This is a genomic window from Paraburkholderia acidisoli (assembly GCF_009789675.1).
Taxonomy (GTDB): Bacteria; Pseudomonadota; Gammaproteobacteria; order Burkholderiales; family Burkholderiaceae; genus Paraburkholderia; species Paraburkholderia acidisoli.
In genome coordinates this window covers 1,907,153-1,929,990 of record NZ_CP046913.1, presented here as the reverse complement: position 1 = coordinate 1,929,990, position 22,838 = coordinate 1,907,153, and the positions used below count along the sequence as shown (strand labels likewise).

Sequence of the window (22,838 nt, the reverse complement as noted above, 5' to 3'; positions counted from 1 at the left end):
CGCGTCGCCGGCTAGTTCTTCCGTATGCGTCCTTCCGCCATGTCCGTTGCATCGCCGGCGCCCGCTCGAGTGGCCGTCGCGCACGATGCGGGCACGGGCGTCTCTTACCTCGCGCCACTTATGCCGTCAGCATCACAGCCCGGGTCATCCGCCGGTTCGCCATCCGGGTCATCATCGTCCGATATGCCATTCGGATCGTCGTCCGCGGGGTCGTCGGACCTGCAACCGGGTCAGCCGTCGTTTCCCGTGGCGGATGAGGCGCACGAGACCGCCGCGCAGGGGCAGGCCGCGCCCGCGCAGCCGTTCGTCTATCTCGGCCGGCAGCCGATCATCGACCGTCAGGGCGCGCTCACCGCGTACGAGCTGCTGTTTCGCGGCGGCGTCCACAATCGCGCCGAGATCGAGGACGACAAGCTCGCCACCGCCCAGGTGATGACGCGCACTATCGGCCAGCTCGGCGTGCCCGCCGTGCTCGGGCGCCACCACGGCTACGTGAATATCAGCCGCGAACTGCTGTTCGACGACATCGTGCATCTGCTGCCGCCGGGCCGCTTCGTGCTCGAAGTGCTCGAACACGTGAAGTTCGACGCCGCCGTACTCGAACGCCTCGCGCAACTGCGCCGCGCGGGCTACCGCATCGCCTTCGACGACGTGAGCGCGCTCGACGACAACCTGCTGCGCGCGCTGCCGTACGCCGACATCGTCAAGGTCGATCTGATGCAGACCCCGCGCGCCGCGCTGCCCGAACTCGTGGCCGCGCTCGCCGCGCACGGCAAGACGCTGATCGCCGAAAAAGTGGAAACGGGCGAGGACTTCGAGCTGGCGTCGTCGCTCGGCTGCGAACTGTTCCAGGGCTACTTCTTCGCGCGACCGCAGGTGCTGCGCGCGCCCAAGGTGCGCGCCTCGCGGCTCGCGCTCGTGCGGCTGCTCGCGCTGGTCGCCAACGACGTGGGGATCGCCGAACTCGAGCGCGAATTACGCAGCCATCCCGGCGTCGTGGTGCAACTGCTGCGCCTCGTCAATTCGAGCGCCTATGCGCCGGGCCGGCCCATTTCGTCGCTGCGCGAAGCGGTGCTCGCGGCGGGCACGCGCCAGATCGCGCGCTGGGCGCAACTGCTGCTCTACGCGAGCGGCCGCGATCTGCCGTGGGGCTCGGACCCGCTCGTGCAACTCGCGGGCACGCGTTCGCACTTCATGGAACTGGCGGCGCGCAGCCTCAATCCGCATAACCCCGATTTCGCCGATAGCGCGTTCATGACGGGCATCTTTTCGCTCGTGCACGTGCTGGTCGGCTCGACGCCCGCGCATACGCTCGACGGCCTCGGTCTCGCCCGCGAGATCAGCGCGGCGGTGGACGGCAATCGCGGCGAACTCGGCACGCTGCTGCGCATCGCGATGGCCGCGGAACGCGGCGACCACGACGGCGCGCAGCAACTGGCGCGCGAGGCGGGCGGCATCTTCGACGGCCTCACGCCGATGGTGCTCGCCGAGCTCAATCTCTGGGCCGGCGCGTGGTTCACGGCCTATGCCGAAGGCTGAACGCCGGACGCCGTGTCGGATGTGATGCCGGAAGCGGGCGGCGCTGCGAGCCTGCGCCATGGGCGGCGTCGATGTGTGGTCAAATGACGCCATCGCCGCATGGCGCGGCCCGCTCGAGCCGGGCGCGTTTTCCGGGCGATTCAACCCGAGGACATCCGACATGAAACCGAGGTTTTTCGCGGCCGCCGCCGCGGCGCTCGCGGGCGTCGCCTTCGCGACATTCACCGTGAGCGCGCAGGCCACGCTCAAGCCGGGCGACCCGGCGCCGGACTTCACGACCCAGGCTTCGCTGGGCGGCAAGACCTACACGTACTCGCTCGCTTCGCAGCTCAAAAAGGGCCCGGTGGTGGTCTACTTCTATCCGGCCGCGTTCACGAAGGGCTGCACGATCGAGGCGCACGAGTTCGCCGACGCCGTCGACGAATACAAGAAGTACGGCGCCACCGTGATCGGCGTGTCGCACGACAACATCGACACGCTCACGAAGTTCTCGGTGAGCGAGTGCCGCAGCAAATTCCCGGTCGCCGCCGACGCCGACTCGAAGATCATCCAGTCTTACGACGCCGCCATGCCCATGCACGCCTCCATGGCCAATCGCGTGTCGTACGTGATCGCGCCCGACGGCAAGATCCTCTACGAATACACGAGCCTCTCGCCGGACCAGCACGTCGAAAACACGCTGCGCGCCGTGAAGGAGTGGGCCGCGCAACATCCGCAGCAATAAGCGCCTCGCGCCACGCGCGATCGCCCGATCCGGAAGCCCGCTGCGCGCGGGCTTCGTTTTTTCTCCGCCGCGGCTTCCACGCGAGTGCCGCGCGCCATGACCGCTCATCCGCATGCCGATATTCGTACTGCTGTTCGCCTTCGCCGCGCTCGTTTATGGCGCGATCTGGACCTTCGACGCCATTGCCGCGCACCTCGGCATGGGCGTGGCCGTGGGCGCGGCCGTTGTCGCGGCGGCGGCGTTCGTCGCACTCGTCGCGTGGTGGTGGCGCCGCCGCCGCGAGGTCGCGTCCAATTTTCACGAGGGCGACTGGACCCACCGCGTGACGGGCGCGTGGGGCGAGGCGCGGCTCGCGGCGGGCAAACGGCTCGCCGAGATCACCGTGGACGGCGCGCACGGCGCGTATATCTTCGCGGATCTGCAAGGCGCGCAAGCCGAACGCGCGGACGGTGGTGCCGATGGTGCAGGCTGGCGCGTCGCGCTGCGCGTGGCCGACGCGAAACATCCGCTCTGGCAATTGCCGATGCCGAACGAGCGCGAAGCGAAGCGCTGGGCGCGCGTCTTCACGCTCGCGATCGGTCAACGTTTGTGACAGTCCCAGGGCCGGGCGAGGCGGCGCGGCATCGGTCTTGCGGTGACGGGAGGGTTTGACGCGGGCTCAACGCGGGCTGGACACGGGCCAGCGGCGGCCTGAACGCAGCCTGAACGCGGCCTGCCCGCGCGCCGGTCCGCGCGATGAGCGAAATGCGGTATCGGGGCCGGATGATGGCCGCGGGATCGTCTTGCGGCAATGGCATACTCGCGGGTCGATTTGCGCGCTAAGTGCTTGTTTTTGCGATGCGTGCATCCATCTATCCGCCTATGACCCGGGAATTCATGCCACGCAATCTCTGTCTCGCGCTCGTGCTCGCCGCCGCGAGCGCCGCGCTGCTCGGCGCCTGCGACCAGCAGAAGGTCGCCGACGCCCTCAACGCCATCAAGCCCGACTCGATGGCGTTCGGCGGCCTGAAGGTCGGCGTATCGACCGTCGAGGACGTGCGCCGCTCGGCGGGCAAGCCCGAGATGGTCTGGGAAGACGACGACGGCGCCCAGCGTCTCGAATATCCGCGCGGCCCCAACGGCCTCACCACGTGGATGCTCGACTTCGACGCCAACGGCAAACTCGTCGCCATGACTCAGGCGCTCACGGCGCAGAACATCGCGCAGGTCGTGCCGGGCATGGCGCAGGACGACGTGCGGCGGCTGCTCGGCAAGCCGGCCACGGTCTCGCGCTACGCGCTGAGTCACGAGGAAGTCTGGAGCTGGCACTGGGCCGAAGGCGGCGTGGCCGGCGACGGCATGTTCAACGCCCATTTTTCGCCGGACGGGCTCGTGGTCCGTACCTCGCGTTCCGACGCGCCGGGCCACGAAGCGCACTGACGGGCAGGCTTGCCCAGGGAGCATCGACATGAAGCGAATCGCACTGTTGTGGAACATCGTGAAGGGCGACGCGCGCGTGCTCTGGCGCGCGCTGCGCGCGCCGGAGCGCCCGGTGTGGCTCGTGCCCGCCACGGCGCTGGTCGCGCTCTACGCGCTCGATCCGTTCAATCTCGCCATGCCGCTCGCGGGCATCGTCGACGACGGCATCATCGTGCCGCTCGTCATGCACCTGATGGTGCGCTGTTTGCCCGCGCATCTGCGCGAAGGCACGCTGCGGCGCGCCTGATGGTTCGGTGTTCCGCGCGGCTGAAGCGCGCATGAAAAAACGGCTGAAGCGTGGTTCGCGCTTCAGCCGTTTTTACTGGTGCCGACAAACGCCTATTCGGCAGCGGGCGCCGGCGCCGCGCGCCCGCGCTTCGCGTCCCACCACACGCGCAGGCGGTCCATGTAGAGATACACGACCGGCGTGGTGTAGAGCGTCAGCATCTGGCTCACGATCAGGCCGCCCACGATAGAAATGCCGAGCGGCGCGCGCAGCTCCGCGCCTTCGCCGCGCCCGAACGCGAGCGGCAGCGCGCCGAGCAGCGCCGCGCAGGTCGTCATCATGATCGGCCGGAAGCGCAGCAGACAGGCCTGATGGATCGCGTCGCGCGAACTCATGCCTTCGCGCGAGGCCTGGATCGCGAAGTCCACCATCATGATCGCGTTCTTCTTCACGATGCCGATCAGCAGGATCACGCCGATCAGCGCGATGATGCTGAACTCGGTCTTGAAGAGCAGCAGCGCGAGCAGGGCGCCCACGCCCGCCGAGGGCAAGGTGGAGAGGATCGTGAGCGGGTGAATGTAGCTCTCGTAGAGAATGCCGAGCACGATGTACACGGCCGCGAGCGCGGCGAGAATCAGGATCGGCTGATTGTCGAGCGACTGCTGGAACGCCTGCGCGGTGCCCTGGAAGCTGCCGTGAATGGTTTGCGGCATGCCGATCTCGCCCATCGTTTCGTAGATGGCGGCCGTGGCGTCGGAGAGCGACTTGCCGGGCGGCAGATTGAACGAGATCGTCGAGGCCACGAACTGGCTCTGGTGGTTCACCGAAAGCGGCGTCGTGCCGGGGCCGAACGAGGCGATCGCGGAGAGCGGCACCATGGTTTCCTGCGCGGTGGACACCGCCGCGCCCGACGACGCGCTCGACTTGCCGCTCGCCGCGATCGAGTTGTTCGCGAGGTTGCGCGCGGAGTCGGCGGCCAGCGTGGCCGCGCTCGACGTGGTGGTGGCCGCCGTGCCGCCCGTGGAGGCGCTCGTGGTGCTCGTGGCCGCGCTCGTGACGGTGCCCGCCGTGGCGTTGGTGCTCTGCGCGCCGCTCGCCGTGCCGCCCGAGGTGCTGATCCAGATCTGGTTGAGCATGTCGGGGCTCTGCCAGTACTTGGGCGCGACTTCCATCACCACGTGATACTGGTTCAGCGGGTTGTAGATCGTCGAGACCTGGCGCTGGCCGAATGCGTCGTAGAGCGTGTTGTCGATCTGCGAAGGCGTGATCGAGAAGCGCGCGGCCGTGGCGCGGTCGATGTTGATCATCGACTCGAGTCCGCCTTGCTGCTGGTCCGAATTCACGTCGGCGAGTTCGGGCCGTGCCTGCAGCGCCTCGGTGAGCTTGGGCGCCCATTTGTAGAGGTCGGCGGTGTTGTCGGCGAGCAGCGTGAACTGGTACTGCGCGTTCGACTGCCGGCCGCCCACGCGAATGTCCTGCACCGCTTGCAGGAAGGTGCGCGCGCCGGCCACGTTCGAGAGCGGCACGCGCAACTGCGCGATCACCTGGTCGGCGGAGAGCTTGCGCTCGCTCTTGGGCTTGAGCGAGACGAACATGAAGCCCGAGTTGGTCGCGCGGCCGCCCGAGAAGCCCGCCACCGACTCCACGGCCGGATTCGCCTGGACGATGCGCATCATCTCCGAGAACTTCACCTTCATCGCCTGGAACGAGGTGGACTGGTCCGCCTGAATGCCGCCGATGAGCCGCCCCGTGTCCTGCTGCGGGAAAAAGCCCTTGGGCACGATCACGTAGAGCAGCACGTTCAGGCCGATGGTCGCGAACAGGATCAGCAGGATCAGAAGCGGCCGCGCGAGCGCCCAGCCGAGCGTGCGCTCATAGCCGTTCTGCATGCGCATGAAGCCGCGTTCGAGCCATTGCGCGAACCGGCCTTCCTGCTTCTTCTGGTGCGCTTCTTCGAGCAGGCGCGAGCACATCATCGGCGTGAGCGTGAGCGAGACCACGAGCGACACGGCGATGGCGAGCGACAGCGTGAGCGCGAACTCGCGGAACAGCCGTCCGACGATGCCGCCCATCAGCAGGATGGGCAGGAACACGGCCACCAGCGAGACGCTGATCGAAAGCACGGTGAAGCCCACTTCGCGCGCGCCGAGCAGCGAGGCTTCCATGCGCGACTTGCCGTTTTCGATATGACGCGAGATGTTTTCGAGCACGACGATGGCGTCGTCCACCACGAAGCCGGTCGCGATGGTGAGCGCCATCAGCGAAAGGTTGTCGAGCGAGAAGCCCATCAGATACATGGCCGCGAACGTGCCGATGATCGAGATCGGCACGGCCACGGTCGGAATGAGCGTCGCGCGCCAGTTGCGCAGGAACAGGAACACGACCATCACGACGAGCGCCACGGCGATCATCAGCGTGTATTCGGTGTCTTTTAGCGAGGCGCGGATCGTGACGGAGCGGTCGGAGGTGGGAATGATGTCGACGTCGGCGGGCAGCGAAGCCTTCAGTTGCGGCACCATGGCGATCACGCGATCGACGGTGTCGATGATGTTCGCGCCCGGCTGGCGGTACAGGATCACGAGCACCGAGCGCTTGCCGTTGGTCAGGCCGATGTTGCGCAGGTCTTCCACCGAATCGACCACTTCGCCCACGTCGGAAAGCTTCACGCCCGCGCCGTTGCGATAGGCGATCACGAGATCCTTGTACTGCGAAGCCTTGCTCGCCTGGTCGTTGGTGTAGAGCTGGTAGCGCTGCGGGCCGAACGAGATGTCGCCCTTGGGGCTGTTCGCGTTGGCCGAGGCGAGCGCCGCGCGCACGTCTTCGAGACCGATGCCGTAGTGAAAGAGCGCATGCGGTTCCAGCTCGACGCGCACGGCCGGGTTGGCGGAACCGTTCACGTCCACCTCGCCGATGCCGTCCACCTGCGAGAGCGACTGCTGCAGCACGGTGGCCGCGGAGTCGTAGAGCTGGCCCGGCGTGAGCGTGGGCGAGGTGAGCGCGAGAATCAGGATGGGCGCGTCGGCGGGGTTGACCTTGTGGTAGGTCGGATTCGAACGCAGGCTCGTGGGCAGGTCGGCGCGCGCGGCGTTGATCGCGGCCTGCACGTCGCGCGCGGCGCCGTCGATGTCGCGGTTCAAGCCGAACTGCAAGGTGATGCGCGTGCTGCCCACCGAGCTTTGCGAGGTCATTTCGGTGACGTCGGCGATCGAGCCCAGATGGCGCTCCAGCGGGCTCGCCACGCTGGTCGCCACGGTTTCCGGGCTCGCGCCCGGCAAGCTGGCCTGCACCGAGATGGTGGGGAAATCCACCTGCGGCAGCGGCGCCACCGGCAGCTTCGTGAACGCGAAGAGGCCGGCGAGCGCGATGCCGAGCGAGAGCAGCGTGGTCGCGACGGGGCGCGAGATGAACGGGCGCGAGAGATTCATCGCGTCAGCGCTCCGTGGACGACGGCGCCGAGGGCGAGCCCGGCGTGCCGTGCGAACCGAAGCGCTTGCGCAGGCGCTGCGCGAGCGAGTCGAACGCCAGATAGATCACGGGCGTGGTGAAGAGCGTGAGCGCCTGGCTCACGATCAGGCCGCCCGCGATCGCGATGCCGAGCGGCCGGCGCAACTCGCTGCCCGCGCCGCTGCCGAGGATCAGCGGCAGGGCGCCGAGCAGCGCCGCCATCGTCGTCATCATGATCGGCCGGAAACGCAGCAGACACGCCTGGTAGATCGCCTCGCGCGGCGGTTTGCCCTCGTGGCGTTCCGCCTCCAGCGCGAAGTCGATCATCATGATCGCGTTCTTCTTCACGATGCCGATCAGCAGCACGATGCCGATAATGCCGATGATGTCGAGGTCGTGGCCCGTGAGGATGAGCGCGAGCAGCGCGCCGATCCCCGCCGAAGGCAGCGTGGAGAGAATCGTGATCGGATGCACGAAGCTCTCGTAGAGCACGCCCAGCACGATGTACATCGTGACGATGGCCGCGAGGATCAGGAACAGTTCGTTCGAGAGCGACGCCTGGAACGCGAGCGCCGCGCCCTGGAAGCGCGTCTGGAACGAGCCGGGCAGGCCGACGTCCTTTTCCGCCTGCTGGATCGCCTTCACGGCCGCGCCCAGCGAGGCGCCCTGCGCGAGGTTGAACGACACGGTCGTGGCCGGGAACTGCGAGAGGTGCGTGACCAGCAGCGGCGCGGGCCGTTCGTGGAACTTCGCGATGGAGGAGAGCGGCACCTGGCCCGTGGTGGACGTGGACGAGGGCAGGTAGATCGAATTCAGCGCGTCGGTGTAGTGCTGCAGGATCGGGTCGGCTTCCAGAATCACGCGGTACTGGTTCGACTGCGTGAAGATCGTCGAGATGATGCGCTGGCCGAACGCGTCGTAAAGCGCATTGTCGACGGTCGCGGGCGTGATGCCGTAGCGCGAGGCGCTCGCGCGATCGATTTCCACGTACACCGACTGGCCCTGATCCTGGAGGTCGGTGGCCACGTCGGCGAGTTCGGGCAGTTGCTGGAGGCGCTGCACGAGCTTCGGCACCCAGGTCGTGAAGTCCTGGATGTTGGGCGTGGTGAGCATGAACTGATACTGCGTGGGGCTCACGGTGGAGTCGATCGTCAGATCCTGCACCGGCTGCATGTAGAGCGTCGCGCCCGGAATGTGCGCGGTGCTGCGTTGCAGGTCGCGGATGATCTCGCTCGCCGTTTCGCTGCGGTCGTCGCGCGCCTTCAGGTTGATCAGCATGCGGCCGCTGTTGAGCGTGATGTTGCTGCCGTCCACGCCGATGAACGAGGTGAGGCTGTCCACGTTGTCGTTCTTGAGGATTTCCGCCACGAGCGCCTGCTGCCGCTCGGCCATCGACTGATACGACACCGACTGCGGCATCTGCGTGATCGCCTGGATCACGCCCGTGTCCTGCACGGGGAAGAAGCCCTTCGGCACGACCACGTAGAGGATGCCGGTCAGCACGAGCGTGACGAGAAACACGAGCAGGGTGAGGCGCTGGCGCGCGAGCACCCATTCGAGCGCCACGCCGTAGCGGCCGATCACGTAGTCGAAGAACGCATGCACGCGCGCCTCGAAGCGGCGGCTTTCGGTGGGCGGCGTGTGGCGCAGCATTTTCGCGCACATCATCGGCACGAGCGTGAGCGACACAATGGCCGAGATGACGATGGTGACCGCGAGCGTGATCGCGAACTCGTGGAACAGGCGCCCGACCACGTCGCCCATGAACAGCAGCGGGATCAGCACCGCGATCAGCGAAACCGTGAGCGAGATGATGGTGAAGCCGATCTGCTTCGAGCCCTTCAACGCGGCTTCGAGCGGCGTGTCGCCGTCCTCCACGAAGCGCGCGATGTTCTCGATCATGACGATGGCGTCGTCCACCACGAAGCCGGTCGCGATGGTGAGTGCCATCAGCGAAAGATTGTCGAGTGAGAAGCCGCACAGATACATGACCGCGAGCGTGCCGATCAGCGAGAGCGGCACCGAAAGACTCGGGATGATGGTCGCGTAGATGTTGGCGAGGAACAGGTACATCACGAGCACGACCAGCACGACCGACATCAGCAGTTCGAACTGCACGTCGCGCACGGAGGCGCGGATCGTGGTGGTGCGGTCGGTGACGATCTGCACGTTGAGCGCGGAGGGCAGCGATTCCTGCAACTGCGGCAGCAGCGCCTTGATGCTGTTGACCACCTGGATCACGTTCGCGCCGGGCTGGCGCTGCACGTTCAGGATGATCGCGGGCGTGCCGTCCACCCAGGCGCCGAGCTTGGTGTTCTCGGCGCCCTGCACGATGTTCGCGACGTCGGTGAGCATCACGGGGCGGCCGTTGCGATAGGCGATCACGGCGCTCTTGTAGGCTTCGGCGTCGGTGAGCTGGTCGTTCGCGTTGATCGTGTAGGCGCGTGTGGGCCCGTCGAAGTTGCCCTTCGGCGTGTTGACGTTGAGGTTCGAGATGCTGGTGCGCAGGTCGTCGAGGTTCAGGCCGTAAGCCGCGAGCGCGCGCGGGTTCGCCTGGATGCGCACGGCCGGGCGCTGGCCGCCCGAAAGGCTCACGAGACCCACGCCCGCGACCTGCGAGATCTTCTGCGCGAGGCGCGTGTCGGCGAGATCCTGGATCTGCGTGAGCGGCAGCGTGTTCGAGGTGATGGCGAGCGTGAGGATCGGCGCGTCGGCGGGATTGACCTTGGCGTAGATCGGCGGCGCGGGCAGGTCGGACGGCAGCAGATTGCCCGCCGCGTTGATGGCGGCCTGCACTTCCTGTTCGGCGATGTCGAGCGGCAGGTCGAGGCTGAACTGCAGCGTGATGACCGAGGCGCCCGCCGAGCTTTGCGACGACATCTGGTTGAGCGACGGCATTTGCCCGAACTGGCGCTCGAGCGGCGCCGTGACCGACGAGGTCATCACTTCCGGGCTCGCGCCGGGGTAGAAGGTCTGCACCTGGATGGTCGGGTAGTCGACTTCGGGCAGCGCGGAAAGCGGCAGGAAGTGCAGCGAGACGAGGCCGACCAGCATGATCGCCGCCATGAGCAGCGCCGTGCCGACCGGCCGCAGAATAAAGGCGCGGGAAGGATTCATGCTGGCTTACTGGCCTTCCGCCTGCGAAGCATGACGGCGGCGGCCGTGGTGCGCGCCCGATGCCGCCGAGGCGCCCGCGGCCCAGCCGCCCGAGCCCGCGTGCGCGCCGCTTGCACCCGCCGCGCCGCTCGCACCCTTCGCGCCCTTGGCGCGTTCGGCCGGAATCGTGATCTTCGCGCCTTCCTTCAGGCGGTCCGAGCCGTCGATCACCACGCGCTCGCCCACGGCGAGACCCGAGGCGATGCTGGTGCGTTCGGCGTCCACGGGGCCGACCTTCACGACGCGCACCGTGACCGTGTTGTCGGGTTTCACGACATACACGTACGAACCTTGCGAACCGTTGAGCACGGCCGATGTGGGCACGATCACGGCGTTGTGGATCGTGTCGACGAGCAGGCGCGCGTTGACGAACTGATTCGGGAACAGCAGCTGGTTCGGATTCTGGAAGCTCGCGCGCAGCTTGACCGTGCCCGTGGTCGTGTCGATCTGGTTGTCGACGGTTTGCAGGAAGCCGCTTTCGAGCACCGTGGTGTTGCTGCGGTCGTAGGCGGTGACCGACATTTTCGTGCCCGCGCGCAGTTGCTTGAGGATCGCGGGCAGGTTGTCTTCGGACGTGGTGAAAATCACGCTGATCGGGTCGATCTGCGTGAGCACGACGATGCCGTTGGTGTCGCCCGAGGTGACGTAGTTGCCCGGATCGACCTGGCGCAGGCCCACGCGGCCCGAGACCGGCGCCGTGATGCGCGCGTAGGTGAGATCGAGCTTGTACGTGTCGATATTGGCCTGGTCCGACTTGACGGTGCCTTCGTACTGTTTGACGAGCGAGGCTTGCGTGTCGACCTGCTGGCTCGCGATCGAGTCCTGCGAGAGCAGCGTCTGATAGCGCTTCAGGTCGAGGCGCGCGGTGGCGAGCAGCGCCTGGTCGCGCGCGAGCTGGCCTTGCGCATTGTCGAGCGAAATCTGATACGGACGCGGGTCGACCTGCGCGAGCACGTCGCCCTTCTTGACCATCTGGCCTTCGGTGAAGTTGACGGTTTGCAGCACGCCCGAGAGCTGCGTGCGCACGGTGACGTTGGCGAGCGGCGTGACCGTGCCGAGCGCCGTGATGACGATGGGCATGTCGCCCGACTTCGCCGCCGCCACGCTCACCGGCTGCGTCATGTTCGCCATGCCGCCGGGACCGTCGCCGCCGCGATGGCGGCCGCCGCTCGCGGCCGGGGCGCCGTTGCCGCCCGCGGGCGCCTTGCTCCACGGTTGCCAGCGCCACAGCACGATGAGCACGATCACCAGCAAGACGCCGAGCGCGATCAGCTTGCCGCGGCTGCGCCGGGGTGCAACGGGGGGAACGGAAGAGGACGGCGTGTCTCGACGGGGGGATTCCGGGCGCTTGTCTTGTTGATCCATCGGTCAGGTCGGTAACGGGTTCTCGAAAGTCTCGGGTGAGCGACTTTTATTGATATCGGACAACGTGGCCGATGCTACGCGTGCCGCGCGCCCGCTTGATGTCAGCCGCGGCGGGCCGGGACGACCGGCGCGCGGCTAGCGGCGCGCGGCCAGCGGGCGCAACAGGCGGGCTCACTGCGCGAACGCAATGAAATAAAACGCGAACTGCGTTGTATACACCAATGCGCGGGATTTTCGGATGGCGCGTGCGGCAAATGCGGCGGCGCGCTTGACCTGAGTGCCACGGTGGAGCACGGGGCATCAAGCGGTAGCACGGCGCGGTCCCGGCGGGGCCGAAGGGGCGCAGAGTGCCCGCCAACTGGTGTACCGGTCCGCAAAAGCGCGCCTGGCGGCCCGCGCCGCCAAAAAGCATGATGCTACGTTGCGCCCTTCGTCACCGTCCAGCACCGATTCTTTCGGGACGTTACGGGCGTTACAGGACGTGTCGGAGCTTTGTAAGACGTGGAGTGGGGAGGTGTCGGTCAGAGCCGCACGGAGCCGCCGATTTCGGCGACGATGCGCGCCACGCACTCGCGCAGCAGCGGCGCGACGTGCGCGATGAGCCATTCGCGCGGGCATTGCTGCGAGGCGCCGCCGCAATTGATGGCGTACAGCTCGTCGTTGGGGCCGGCGAAGGCGGTGGCGATGGCGTTGAGGCCTTCGTACCATTCGCCGATCGCGAGCCCGTAGCCCTGCGCGGCGGTTTCGGCCACGGCGGCGTCGAGCCGGCTGCCGACGAAGCCCCAGTCGTTGCCCGCCGAGGCTTGCAGCGCGGCCGTGACCTCGGCGCGCGCGTCGGGGTCGAGCGAGGCGAGATAGGCGCGGCCCACGGCGGTGCGGCCCATGTCGATGCGCGAGCCGACTTCGAGCCGCGTGACGAGTACAGCGGTGCGCGGGCGGATCGCGTCGATCACGACCATATCCAGGCGGTCGCGCACAGTCAGGTGGACGGAGAGCGCGGTACGCTCGGCGAGACGCGTGAGAAATGGCCGGGCGCGGCTGCGGATGTCGGAGTTGCGCAGGAAGCCGTTGGAGAGTTCGAGCACGGAAGACGTCAGCACGAAGCGTTCGCTGTCGGGCAGGCGCGCGAGAAAGCCGGTGCTCACGAGCGTGCCCGTGAGGCGCGAGAGCGTGGGCTTGGGTATGCCGGTGAGCTCGGTGAGTTCGCGATTGCTCAGCGGGGCATCGGCAGCCGCGATGCAGCGCAGCACGGCAAGCCCGCGCGCCAGCGCCGTGACTTCGTCGGCAGCGCCGTCTTTATCGCGGGTGGCGTCGTGGCGGCCGCGCGGATCGAGTGCAGAGGTCATTGGGGACGATTTTCCCGAAACTGGATTTCAGATTCAGGCCTGCGACGTTCGCACCGGTTTCGTGCATGAAAGCGTGGCAAGGCGCGTTTTTTTTACGTCCGATCAGTACCACTTTCCACTTGGTACGGTTTATTTCGGCTGAGGATTCTAAGGCATGCACAATCATTGACTGTTCGCGCATTTTGGCGAGATTTTGCTTGACTTCGTCAGCGTCAAGGTAAAAAATGGAATCGAATTTCGGTAAGTCGTCGCGCACCTGCGTGACGGTGCGGAAACCTCGCCACTCGCGGGGTTTTAATGTGTCCCTCGCTATGCATTACGCATAGCCTGTCGCGACTGCCGCTTTACCGGGATACCGTCTCTCAGGTTCTAGCACGGCCCTCGGAATGGCTAGAACTTTTCAAAGCGCCACGCCTTAAACGTGGCGCTTTTTTTTACCTGCAATTTGGTGCGCCGCACTGCGCGCCGCCGCACATTGCGCCATAAAAAACGTGTCTGATCGCTGTTTTCGGCCGCTGACAGGCCGCTCTGACAGCATAGACTATTTTTTTAATCGATCCCCAATTTTAACGTTTGCGCCGTCGTACTATCGAAATCCGATCGTTCGAAGGGGTCGCACATGTTGTCCGAGGAAGAACTCGCGTTGCTCGACGCCATCCGCGAAACGGGCAGTCTGTCGCGCGCGGCGGCGCGGCTGAACAAGGCGCCTTCGACGGTCTCGCACGCGGCGCGGCAACTCGAAGCGCGCTTCGACGCGCTGCTGTTCGACCGCCGCCGCTACCGGCTGCAACTCACGCCCGCCGGCCATCTGCTCGCTCACGAAGCGGGGCGGCTCATGCAGGACGTCGCGCGCATGACGCAGCGCGTGCGGCAGATCGCGAGCGGCTGGGAAGACCGCCTCTGGATCGTCACCGACGAAATTCTCGAATTCGAATTGCTGATGCCGGTTATCCGCGACTTCGACGCGCTCGCCTCCGGCGTGAAACTGCGTTTTACGCACGAAGTGCTGTCCGGCACCTGGGAAGCGCTGCGCGACGGCCGCGCCGATCTCATCATCGGTGCGACGAACGAGCCGCCCGCCATCGACGGCTTGCAGTGGTTCGAACTGGGCGTGATGGAGTGGACCTTCGCGGTCTCGCCGCGCCACGCGCTCGCGCGCGAGCCGCAGCCGTTGCCGCGCGAGCGCATTCTGTCGGAGCGCGGCGTGGCCGTGGCGGATTCCGCGCGCGTCACGCCGGGCCGCGCCTACGGGCTGCTGGGCGGTCAGGACGTGCTGGCCGTGCCGTCGATGCGCGCGAAGATCCAGGCGCAGCGCGCCGGGCTCGGCGTGGGCTGGCTGCCGCGACGGCGCGTGGCGAGACTCGTCGAACGCGGCGAACTGGTCGAGATGACCACGGCGAGCCCGCGTGAACCCAACGTGCTGTACGTGGCGTGGCGCGGCGAACACGTCGGGCGGGCGCTGCAATGGTGGATCGAGATGCTGCGCGAACCGCGTCTCGCGCAGCGTCTGGTGGAGGGCGTCGCACTGGACGCCTGAACATGTTCGATTAGATCGAACGTTTGCGCCAGGCGCGTCGTACGGCAAAGCGGGTGAAACGACCGAATATGACGTCACGGCCGGAGCAAACGCGCAACGGCAACCTTCTCAGGAGAACGTCATGAATCGCTTTGCCAACCAGACTGTCCTCGTTACCGGCGGTAGCAGCGGCATCGGCCTCGCGGCCGCGCAAGCCTATGCGGCCGAAGGCGCCCGCGTCATCATCACCGGCCGCGATGAAGCGGCGCTCGAAACCGCGCGCAAGACGCTGGGCGAGGGCGCGCTCGCGTGGCGCAACGACGCCGGTTCCGTCGATGCCGCGCGGGCGCTCGCCGCCGCCGTGCGGGACGCGGGCGTCAAGCTCGACGCCGTGTTCATCAACGCGGGTGTGGCCAAACTCGCGCCGTTCGAGCAAATCGACGAGGCGCTCTGGGACCAGACCTTCGACATCAACGTGAAGGGCGCGTACTTCCAGATGCAGTCGCTGTTGCCGGTGCTCAACGAGGGCGCGGCCATCGTCTTGAACGGTTCGATCAACGCGCATATCGGCATGCCCACTTCGTCGGTGTATGCGGCGAGCAAGGCGGCGCTGATTTCGTTCGCGAAAACGCTCTCGGCGGAACTGCTGCCACGCGCGATCCGCGTGAATGTGGTGAGCCCGGGCCCCGTCGCGACGCCGCTCTACGACAAGTTCGGCATGAACGACGCGCAGCGTGAAGCCACCGCGGCCGCCATCCGCGAACTGGTGCCGCTCAAGCGTTTCGCCACGCCCGAGGAGGTCGCCTCGACGGTCCTGCATCTGAGCGCGAAGGAATCGGCGTTCATCGTCGGCACGGAAGTGATCGTCGCCGGCGGGATGGGGCAGCTGTGAGGTGAAGGCGGCGCGATGGCGGGCATGGCCGCCTTCGCGCCGCGCTTATCGGCACATCGGGCACATCGGGCGTGCCGGTCAGGCGACGGTTTCGCGCTCCGGCGTGGCCGAAATCTTGTGGATCGAGAGATCGGCGCCGTTGTATTCGTCTTCCTGGTCGATACGCAGGCCCACGGTCACGCGCAGCGCGCCGTACACCACGAAGCCGCCGACCGACGCGATCACGATGCCGGCCAGCGTGCCCACGATCTGCGCGCCCAGCGAGACGCCGCCGATGCCGCCCAGCCAGCGCGCGCCGAAAATCCCCGCCGCAATGCCGCCCCATGCGCCGCACAGGCCGTGCAGCGGCCACACGCCGAGCACGTCGTCGATACGCCAGCGGTTTTGCACGCAGGTGAACATGTAGACGAACAGCACGCCCGCGACGGCGCCCGTCACCAGCGCGCCGAGCGGATGCATGATGTCCGAGCCCGCGCACACCGCGACCAGACCGGCGAGCGGCCCGTTGTACGTGAAGCCCGGGTCGTTGCGGCCCGCGAACCACGCGGCGAGCGTGCCGCCCACCATCGCCATCAACGAATTCACGGCCACCAGACCGCTGATCTTGTCGATGGTCTGCGCGCTCATCACGTTGAAGCCGAACCAGCCCACCGCGAGCACCCACGCGCCGAGCGCGAGAAACGGAATGCTCGAAGGCGGGTGCGCGGCAATGCGGCCATCGCGCGTGTAGCGGCCGTGACGCGCGCCGAGCAGCAGCACGGCCGGCAGCGCGACCCAGCCGCCGAACGCGTGCACGACCACCGAGCCCGCGAAGTCGTGGAACGGCACGCCGAACACGTGCGTCATCGCATCTTCGAAATGCAGGCGGTTATTCCAGACCATGCCTTCGAAGAACGGGTAGATGAAGCCGACGATCACGAAAGTCGCGAACAGTTGCGGGTTGAACTTCGAGCGCTCGGCGATACCGCCCGAGACGATGGCCGGAATGGCCGCCGCGAACGTCAGCAGGAAGAAGAAGCGCACGAGCTGATAGCCGTTGTGCTCGGCGAGCACGTCGGCGTGCGAGAAGAACTGCACGCCGTAGGCGAGCGTGTAGCCGATGAAGAAATAGGCGATCGTCGACACCGAAAAGTCGACGAGAATCTTCACGAGCGCATTCACCTGGTTCTTCTTGCGCACGGTGCCGAGTTCGAGAAACGCGAATCCCGCGTGCATCGCGAGCACCATGGCGGCGCCCAGCAGCAGAAAGAGCGTGTCGGTGCCGGTCTTGAGAGTGTCCATCTGGCTTCCTGCGTTTGCCCAAAATGGGCGCATGATGAGCAAGATGTGGGCCAGCTTGCGCCAGTCTGGTGAATTTACGATGACGGCTGCGCGTCACGCCGGTGCGGCTTGCACCGAAGCGGAAATGTTTCAGGAAATCGTTCGGAAACGTCTGAGGGGTGCGCACCCGTATGCACCGCGCGTCGGCACAATTTCAGGGCTTACGCGCAAAGGTGGGGAAAGTGCGCGCCAAAGCGGGGCGTGAAATTCGAAATGCCTTTCGAAAACATCGTGTTGTGGGCATTTCGAAATGTTCGCGCGCGACTTGACTGCGGCTGCGTCGGCTGCGTCGGCTGATCGGAGCAGGATGCGCCCGCGCGGCGTGCCCCCGCGCGAACTCCCACGCCACGCGGCGCCCACGTCGGCCGAAATCGCCGACATAATGGCCGGATCGTCGCTTCCCATCTGGTTCCACGCGTCGTCCTCATTTCGCCTGTTCATGCGTCTTACCACCAAAGGGCTGTTGCTCATCGCGATCCCGGCGTTGTTCGAGCTGAGCTTGCTCGCGGCCATCGTCAAGGCGGAAGCCGACGCCGAAGCCTTCGAGCGCGCCGGCCAGCACAGCCAGGCCGTGCTCGCGCAGGCGGGGCGCGTGCTCGAACCGGTGCTGGTGGAGTCGGTGCAGTTGCGCGGCGCGGTGGCGGCCGGCGACGCGCACTACGTCACGCCCGTGCAGATGTGGATGGACGTGGACCGGCGCATCGACCAGCTCGTCGATCTCGTTTCCGACAACCCGGCGCAGGTGGAGCGCGCGGTGCAGATCCGCCAGGCCGTGCAGACCTACCGGCAATGGTCCGACCGCATGCAGGACATGCTGCACTCGGGGCGCCGCGCCGATCTCGTCGAACGGTTTCGCGCGCTCACCGGTGCCGACGTGCTCGATCGCGTGCGCGGCCAGATCACCTCGTTCCAGACCGAGGAGCGGCGGCTCGACGTCTCGCGCGTCTCGGCGGCGGTGGCCGCGCGCGCGCAGCAGCAGTCGCTCGTGATGACGGCCGTGATCGGCTCGATCGTGCTGGTCGCGCTCGCGGTGGGCGTGTTCACGCGCGGCGTGCGCTGGCGGCTCAACGCGCTCTCCGACAACGCCAACCGGCTCGCGGCCGGCGAGCCGCTGGCGCCGCTTTCGGCGGGTGGCGACGAGATCGCGCAACTCGACCTCACGCTGCATCAGATCAGCCAGCGGCTGATCGAGGCGGAGCGTTTGCGGATCGGGTTTCAGGCCGATCTCGCGCGCCGCGCGGATCAACTCGCGCGCATCAACGAAAACCTGCGCCAGCAAACCCAGGAAAACGAGATGTTCATTCACGGCGTGTCGCACGATCTGCGCGCGCCGCTCGTCAATCTGCAAGGCTTCTCGCGCGAACTGCATCACGCCTGCGACGACCTGCGCAAGCGCGTGGCGGCTTCGTCGCTCGCGCCCGAGGCGCGTGAGCGCATCGAACGCGTCATCAACGAGGATATCGGCGAGGCGCTCCGTTATCTGCAAAGCGCCGTGCTGCGCGCCTCGCACATCATCGACGCGCTGTTGCGGCTCGCGCGCGTGGGGCGTGTGGAGTACCGGCGCCAGCGCGTGAACGTGCAGGAGATGGTGCAGCGCGTGGTGGATTCGATGCACGGCTCGATCCGCACGCGCGGCGCGCAGGTGAGCGTGCGCGCGCTACCCGACGTGTGGGGCGACCCGACGGCGCTCGAACAGGTGTTCGCAAACCTGATCGGCAATGCGCTCAACTATCTCGATCCGGCACGCGAGGGGCGCGTGGAGATCGGCGCGGCGAGCGCGCCGCCGGGCGTGGAGTCGCTGCAGATTTTCTATGTGCGCGACAACGGTCTCGGCATTCCCGAAGTGGGCCTGCCGCGGCTCTTTCAGGCGTTTCAGCGCATGCACGGCAACGTCGCGCCCGGCGAGGGCATCGGCCTCGCGCTGGTGCGCCGCGTGGTGGAGCGGCATGGCGGCCGCGTGTGGGTGGAATCGACGGAGGGCGAGGGCACGACGTTCTACCTGTCGTTGCCCGACGCGCTGGCTTCGGCGCCGCCCGCGCCCGGCGACGCCGACCAGTTGATCGACGCGCTCGAACGCGCGGATACGGCGATGGGCGGCGGCGCGGCCAGCGCGGGCGGCGCGCAGGCGAAGCGTGGCGAGCACGGGGAAGGGGCGCTCGTGGCGGCGGCGTTTTCGCGGCCGCCCACTGGACTATGACCTGTGCGAGCGGCGCGGTGCCTCAGTGCGAGGCCGCGAGGCCGGGCACCCGGCTGCGAACCGGCGGCCGATTCAGCACGTACTGAAAATGCGCCGCGCCTTGAACAGGCGACACGCCCGGAACGCCCAGACGAGGCCGACCACAGCGAGCGCGAGCGCCATGCCGAGCGCCACGTGCGGGCGCAGGAAGAAGCTGGGCGAGGCTCGACCCGCGGCGGCGGTCACCGAAGTGGCGACGAAGCAGCGTTCCAGTGTGAGGAGCGCGCCCCACAGCGCGACGGCCGCCTGCATCAGCAGACGGCGGCCCTGAGCGCGGCGCGCGCGGTCGACGAAACTTCCCCGGCGGCGGTTGCGCGGACAAAGAAAAGCGATCGCCGCGAGGACGATCGCGAGGATCACGACCCAGTCTGTCAGATTCATCTGTACACACTCCGAAACACTGGCGGTTATTCTGGCCAGCCGTCGGATGTAACGAAATCAGACCAATCTGAATCAAGGGTCGGTGCACGCCGCGCGGCAGCGGGCGTGGCGCGCCCGCGGCATGCCGATGCGCGTGCGGCGCGGGTATCACGGCGCGATTTACGGCGCGATTTACGGCTCGATGCGCGTACCGAGCAGCGCGAGAAATTGCCGCAGCCATTCGGGATGCGCGGGCCACGCGGGCGCGGTCACGAAAGGCGCGTCGGTGACGGCGCTGTCGATGGCAATATCGGCATATTCGCCGCCCGCGAGCCGCACTTCGGGCGCGCAGGCCGGATACGCGGAAATGCGCTTGCCGCGGATCACCTCGGCCGCCGCGAGCAACTGCGCGGCATGGCAGATCGCGGCGATCGGCTTGTTCGCTTCGGCGAAGTGGCGCACGAGCGCGATGACCTTGGGATTCAGGCGCAAATATTCGGGCGCGCGGCCGCCCGCGATGGCGAGCGCGTCGTAGCTGGCGGCGTCGATCTCGTCGAAGCTCGCGTTGAGCGCGAACTGGTGGCCGGGCTTTTCCGTATAGGTCTGGTCGCCTTCGAAGTCGTGGATGGCGGTCTTGATGCGCTCGCCGGCCTTCTTGCCGGGGCACACGGCGTCGACGCGATGGCCAACGGCCTGCAGCGCCTGGAACGGCACCATCGTTTCATAGTCTTCGGCGAAGTCGCCGGTGAGGAACAGGATCTTCTTGACGGCCATCGTGAGTCTCCAGTGAGTCTCCGGGAACGGAGTTTTGGAACAGATCGCGTGCGAAAGGAGTCTACTCCACCATGTTTGACGATTTTGCACTTACCATGTCGCCCGACGGCGAACCGGACCGGGCGTCGCGCGGCGCTGGCGGCACCGCGTGCGCCGCGCTGGCCTCGCTCGCGGTGCGGCGCTACGTGCCGGAACAGGACGCCGCCGAACTCGCGGCGCTGTTTCGCGCCTCCATTGGCACGCTCGCGGCAACGCATTACGATGCGGCGCAACGCGAGGCGTGGGTATCCAGCGCCGACGATCTCGCGGCGTTCGGCGCGCGGCTCGCGCGCGGCGTGACGCTCGTGGCGCGCAACGGCGGCACGGCCGTTGCGTTTGCCCAGCTCGCGCCGGTCGATCATGTCGAGATGCTGTACGTCGCGCCGGCGTGGGCGCGGCGCGGCGTGGGCGGTGCGCTCATTGCTCAACTCGAACGCATCGCGCGGGCGTCGCGGGCCAGCGTGCTCAGCGTCGACGCGAGCGCAATCTCGCGCCCCGTGTTCGAGCGCGCGGGTTTTTCGTTGATCGCGTCCGAAGCGGTTTTACGCGACGGCGTATCATTGCCGCGTTTTCATCTGTGCAAGCCGCTCACGGCGGCGAATCTTTCGGGATAACCATGTTTTCGAAGCAATCCAGGCAATGGCTGGGCCTCGCGCCGCTCGTGATGTGCGCGGCGGCGCTCGTGTCGGGCTGCGACAAGCAGAACGCGCCGGACGTCAGCAAGCAGTCCGCCGAAGCCATGAAGCAGGCCACGCAGGACGCGGCGCAACAAGCCGCGCAGCAGGCGAAGCAAACGCTCGACAAGGCGGCGAGCTACGTGAACCAGCAGGTCGATGCGGCGCAGCAGAAGCTCGATGCATCGCAGTCGGCATCGTCGTCGGTGGCGGCATCGGACGGCGTGGCGGCGAGCGCCAGCCTCGGCGCGAGCGCGACGCCGAGCAACGCGGAACTGGCCTCGCAGGCGCACGCGCAATTGCGCGACGCCGCGGGTGCGGCGCAGTCCATGCTCGGCCACGCGGCGGCGGCCACCGGCACCGGCCTGACCATCGCGGGGCATTCGTTGCAGCGCTGGGCGAGCAGCGCGGCGGCGGCGTCTTCGGCGCAGGCCTCGGATGCGTCGCAGTAACGCGGACGCGCGCGGCCAGCCTCGCGGCGGCGTTGACGCGTTCCATTAATGTAATTATCATAGTTACACTTTTCGGGTCTTCGTCGTGAATACGAGTAGCCGCTTTGCGTTTGCCGTCCATGCGCTCTCGCTGCTCGCGCAGCAGGAAGGCGCACCGCTTTCGTCGGAGATCATCGCGGGCAGCGTGAACACGAATCCGGCGCTGATCCGGCGTCTCTTGACGATGCTGGCCAACGCCGGCCTCACCACGTCGCAGCTGGGCGCGGGCGGCGGGGCGCTGCTGGCGCGCGAGCCGGCCGCGATTTCGCTGCTCGACGTCTATCGCGCGGTCGACGACGCCCAGTTGTTCGCCATGCATCGCGAGGAGCCGAATCCGGCGTGCATGGTCGGGCGGCACATCCAGCAGACGCTGCGCGGCGTGATCGACGAGGCGCAGCGCGCCATGGAGGCGTCGCTGGCCGCGCGCACGCTCGCGGAGGTCGTCGACGATATCTCGCGCAGCGAGCGCAAGCTCGAACGCGCCAGAGCGAAGCGGGCGTGAGCCCAGCGAAGGTTCGATGAAACGGGCGGGGCGACGCCCCGTTTTTTTACCCTTAAATGTAACTATATTGGTTACATAAATTTGGAGTGACAGCATGAGCCAAGCACTGAAAATCGCGCTCTTTGGCGCCACGGGCATGATCGGTTCACGTATTGCCGCGGAAGCCGTGCGGCGCGGCCACACCGTAAGCGCACTCGTGCGCGACCCGGCGCGCGTGCCGACCGGCGCGAACCTCGCCGCGCAACGGGCCGATCTGCTCGACGCGGCGAGCGTCGCGGCGGCGGTGCGCGGGCACGACGTGATCGCGAGCGCCTACGCGCCGCCCAAGGCGCAGCCCGCCGAGGTGCTGGGTGCGTCGCGCGCGCTCGTGGAAGGCGCGCGCGCGGCGGGCGTCAAGCGCCTCGTGGTGGTGGGCGGCGCGGGCTCGCTCGAGGTGGCGCCGGGCAAACAGCTCGTCGATAGCGAAGGCTTCCCCGAGGCCTACAAGCCGGTGGCGCTCGCGCATCGCGACGCGCTCGCGTTCTATCGCACCGTCGGCGATCTCGACTGGACGTTCTTCGCGCCGGCCGCGCTGATCGCGCCGGGCGAGCGCACGGGCACGTTCCGCACCGGCGCGACCACGTTGATCGCCGACGCGAACGGCGCGAGCCGCATCTCGGCGGAAGACTACGCCGTGGCGTTCGTCGACGCACTGGAGCAGGGCAGCTTCGTGCGCGAGATCGCGACGGTCGCGTACTGAGCCGGGGTATCGCCCGACGCGATACGGCGCATTGCGT

Annotated in this window: 19 protein-coding genes; 12 read left to right on the top strand and 7 right to left on the bottom strand. The window is 67.3% G+C overall.

All coding sequences use genetic code 11. From position 1 onward, the window contains the following. The first annotated feature begins 183 nt into the window (after window positions 1–183). From FAZ98_RS08400 to FAZ98_RS08380, 5 genes are all read left to right on the top strand, one after another. Window positions 184–1,539, top strand: a complete 1,356-nt coding sequence (locus FAZ98_RS08400; protein WP_158950571.1) for an EAL and HDOD domain-containing protein — start codon at window positions 184–186, stop codon at window positions 1,537–1,539. Between the two features lie 160 nt (window positions 1,540–1,699). After that, on the top strand, window positions 1,700–2,263 hold the full coding sequence (locus FAZ98_RS08395) for a peroxiredoxin (RefSeq protein WP_158950569.1): 564 nt from the start codon (window positions 1,700–1,702) through the stop codon (window positions 2,261–2,263). 112 nt (window positions 2,264–2,375) lie between these two features. Beyond that, window positions 2,376–2,855, top strand: a complete 480-nt coding sequence (locus FAZ98_RS08390; RefSeq protein ID WP_158950567.1) for a hypothetical protein — start codon at window positions 2,376–2,378, stop codon at window positions 2,853–2,855. 284 nt (window positions 2,856–3,139) lie between these two features. Continuing rightward, the gene (locus FAZ98_RS08385) at window positions 3,140–3,682 is read left to right on the top strand and encodes an outer membrane protein assembly factor BamE (protein ID WP_199272253.1); all 543 of its coding nucleotides are present in this window, start codon (window positions 3,140–3,142) and stop codon (window positions 3,680–3,682) included. A gap of 28 nt (window positions 3,683–3,710) precedes the next feature. Beyond that, entirely contained in the window at window positions 3,711–3,968 is a 258-nt protein-coding gene (locus FAZ98_RS08380) for a YkvA family protein (protein ID WP_158950565.1), read from the top strand. A 92-nt stretch (window positions 3,969–4,060) separates the two neighbouring features. Here the strand turns inward: FAZ98_RS08380 and FAZ98_RS08375 are convergent, their stop codons facing one another. The 4 genes from FAZ98_RS08375 to FAZ98_RS08360 form a co-directional block, all read right to left on the bottom strand. Further along, window positions 4,061–7,372 (bottom strand): efflux RND transporter permease subunit, encoded by a 3,312-nt coding sequence (locus tag FAZ98_RS08375; RefSeq protein WP_158950563.1) that lies wholly within the window; start codon window positions 7,370–7,372, stop codon window positions 4,061–4,063. Window positions 7,373–7,376: 4 nt separating this feature from the next. Then, window positions 7,377–10,508, bottom strand: a complete 3,132-nt coding sequence (locus tag FAZ98_RS08370; protein ID WP_158950561.1) for an MdtB/MuxB family multidrug efflux RND transporter permease subunit — start codon at window positions 10,506–10,508, stop codon at window positions 7,377–7,379. 6 nt (window positions 10,509–10,514) lie between these two features. After that, window positions 10,515–11,912 (bottom strand): MdtA/MuxA family multidrug efflux RND transporter periplasmic adaptor subunit, encoded by a 1,398-nt coding sequence (locus tag FAZ98_RS08365; protein WP_158950559.1) that lies wholly within the window; start codon window positions 11,910–11,912, stop codon window positions 10,515–10,517. Between the two features lie 521 nt (window positions 11,913–12,433). After that, complete coding sequence (locus FAZ98_RS08360) at window positions 12,434–13,258, bottom strand: IclR family transcriptional regulator (protein WP_158950557.1); 825 nt, start codon at window positions 13,256–13,258, stop codon at window positions 12,434–12,436. Between the two features lie 619 nt (window positions 13,259–13,877). Here FAZ98_RS08360 and FAZ98_RS08355 point away from each other — a divergent pair. Together FAZ98_RS08355 and FAZ98_RS08350 are read left to right on the top strand one after the other, a co-directional pair. After that, window positions 13,878–14,795 carry a LysR family transcriptional regulator gene (locus FAZ98_RS08355; RefSeq protein WP_158950555.1) on the top strand — a complete coding sequence of 306 codons (918 nt, stop codon included), beginning with the start codon at window positions 13,878–13,880 and terminating at the stop codon, window positions 14,793–14,795. 121 nt (window positions 14,796–14,916) lie between these two features. Beyond that, window positions 14,917–15,666 carry an SDR family oxidoreductase gene (locus FAZ98_RS08350; protein WP_158950553.1) on the top strand — a complete coding sequence of 250 codons (750 nt, stop codon included), beginning with the start codon at window positions 14,917–14,919 and terminating at the stop codon, window positions 15,664–15,666. Window positions 15,667–15,744: 78 nt separating this feature from the next. Here the strand turns inward: FAZ98_RS08350 and FAZ98_RS08345 are convergent, their stop codons facing one another. Further along, window positions 15,745–16,947 carry an ammonium transporter gene (locus tag FAZ98_RS08345; protein WP_158950551.1) on the bottom strand — a complete coding sequence of 401 codons (1,203 nt, stop codon included), beginning with the start codon at window positions 16,945–16,947 and terminating at the stop codon, window positions 15,745–15,747. A 478-nt stretch (window positions 16,948–17,425) separates the two neighbouring features. On the opposite strand from FAZ98_RS08345, the gene FAZ98_RS08340 reads away from it, so the two are divergent. Next, window positions 17,426–19,183: a sensor histidine kinase gene (locus FAZ98_RS08340; RefSeq protein ID WP_158950549.1), complete on the top strand. Its 1,758-nt coding sequence runs from the start codon at window positions 17,426–17,428 to the stop codon at window positions 19,181–19,183. 72 nt (window positions 19,184–19,255) lie between these two features. Here the strand turns inward: FAZ98_RS08340 and FAZ98_RS08335 are convergent, their stop codons facing one another. Continuing rightward, window positions 19,256–19,603: a hypothetical protein gene (locus tag FAZ98_RS08335; protein WP_158950547.1), complete on the bottom strand. Its 348-nt coding sequence runs from the start codon at window positions 19,601–19,603 to the stop codon at window positions 19,256–19,258. 171 nt (window positions 19,604–19,774) lie between these two features. Beyond that, window positions 19,775–20,356 carry a DJ-1/PfpI family protein gene (locus FAZ98_RS08330; protein ID WP_158950545.1) on the bottom strand — a complete coding sequence of 194 codons (582 nt, stop codon included), beginning with the start codon at window positions 20,354–20,356 and terminating at the stop codon, window positions 19,775–19,777. 71 nt (window positions 20,357–20,427) lie between these two features. Between FAZ98_RS08330 and FAZ98_RS08325 the strand changes: the two genes are divergently transcribed. From FAZ98_RS08325 to FAZ98_RS08310, 4 genes are all read left to right on the top strand, one after another. Then, window positions 20,428–21,009 (top strand): GNAT family N-acetyltransferase, encoded by a 582-nt coding sequence (locus FAZ98_RS08325; RefSeq protein WP_233272584.1) that lies wholly within the window; start codon window positions 20,428–20,430, stop codon window positions 21,007–21,009. A gap of 2 nt (window positions 21,010–21,011) precedes the next feature. Beyond that, window positions 21,012–21,521 carry a hypothetical protein gene (locus FAZ98_RS08320; RefSeq protein ID WP_158950543.1) on the top strand — a complete coding sequence of 170 codons (510 nt, stop codon included), beginning with the start codon at window positions 21,012–21,014 and terminating at the stop codon, window positions 21,519–21,521. Between the two features lie 85 nt (window positions 21,522–21,606). After that, window positions 21,607–22,062, top strand: coding sequence for an Rrf2 family transcriptional regulator (locus tag FAZ98_RS08315; RefSeq protein ID WP_158950541.1), 456 nt, complete (start codon window positions 21,607–21,609; stop codon window positions 22,060–22,062). 94 nt (window positions 22,063–22,156) lie between these two features. Beyond that, complete coding sequence (locus tag FAZ98_RS08310; RefSeq protein ID WP_158950539.1) at window positions 22,157–22,801, top strand: NAD(P)-dependent oxidoreductase; 645 nt, start codon at window positions 22,157–22,159, stop codon at window positions 22,799–22,801. The last annotated feature ends 37 nt before the right edge of the window (window positions 22,802–22,838 follow it).

Coding starts and splice junctions, on each gene's coding strand:
- FAZ98_RS08400 (WP_158950571.1), top strand. CDS start 184: ATGCCATTCGGATCGTCGTCCGCGGGGTCGTCGGACCTGCAACCGGGT.
- FAZ98_RS08395 (WP_158950569.1), top strand. CDS start 1,700: ATGAAACCGAGGTTTTTCGCGGCCGCCGCCGCGGCGCTCGCGGGCGTC.
- FAZ98_RS08390 (WP_158950567.1), top strand. CDS start 2,376: ATGCCGATATTCGTACTGCTGTTCGCCTTCGCCGCGCTCGTTTATGGC.
- FAZ98_RS08385 (WP_199272253.1), top strand. CDS start 3,140: ATGCCACGCAATCTCTGTCTCGCGCTCGTGCTCGCCGCCGCGAGCGCC.
- FAZ98_RS08380 (WP_158950565.1), top strand. CDS start 3,711: ATGAAGCGAATCGCACTGTTGTGGAACATCGTGAAGGGCGACGCGCGC.
- FAZ98_RS08375 (WP_158950563.1), bottom strand. CDS start 7,372: ATGAATCTCTCGCGCCCGTTCATCTCGCGCCCCGTCGCGACCACGCTG.
- FAZ98_RS08370 (WP_158950561.1), bottom strand. CDS start 10,508: ATGAATCCTTCCCGCGCCTTTATTCTGCGGCCGGTCGGCACGGCGCTG.
- FAZ98_RS08365 (WP_158950559.1), bottom strand. CDS start 11,912: ATGGATCAACAAGACAAGCGCCCGGAATCCCCCCGTCGAGACACGCCG.
- FAZ98_RS08360 (WP_158950557.1), bottom strand. CDS start 13,258: ATGACCTCTGCACTCGATCCGCGCGGCCGCCACGACGCCACCCGCGAT.
- FAZ98_RS08355 (WP_158950555.1), top strand. CDS start 13,878: ATGTTGTCCGAGGAAGAACTCGCGTTGCTCGACGCCATCCGCGAAACG.
- FAZ98_RS08350 (WP_158950553.1), top strand. CDS start 14,917: ATGAATCGCTTTGCCAACCAGACTGTCCTCGTTACCGGCGGTAGCAGC.
- FAZ98_RS08345 (WP_158950551.1), bottom strand. CDS start 16,947: ATGGACACTCTCAAGACCGGCACCGACACGCTCTTTCTGCTGCTGGGC.
- FAZ98_RS08340 (WP_158950549.1), top strand. CDS start 17,426: ATGCGTCTTACCACCAAAGGGCTGTTGCTCATCGCGATCCCGGCGTTG.
- FAZ98_RS08335 (WP_158950547.1), bottom strand. CDS start 19,603: ATGAATCTGACAGACTGGGTCGTGATCCTCGCGATCGTCCTCGCGGCG.
- FAZ98_RS08330 (WP_158950545.1), bottom strand. CDS start 20,356: ATGGCCGTCAAGAAGATCCTGTTCCTCACCGGCGACTTCGCCGAAGAC.
- FAZ98_RS08325 (WP_233272584.1), top strand. CDS start 20,428: ATGTTTGACGATTTTGCACTTACCATGTCGCCCGACGGCGAACCGGAC.
- FAZ98_RS08320 (WP_158950543.1), top strand. CDS start 21,012: ATGTTTTCGAAGCAATCCAGGCAATGGCTGGGCCTCGCGCCGCTCGTG.
- FAZ98_RS08310 (WP_158950539.1), top strand. CDS start 22,157: ATGAGCCAAGCACTGAAAATCGCGCTCTTTGGCGCCACGGGCATGATC.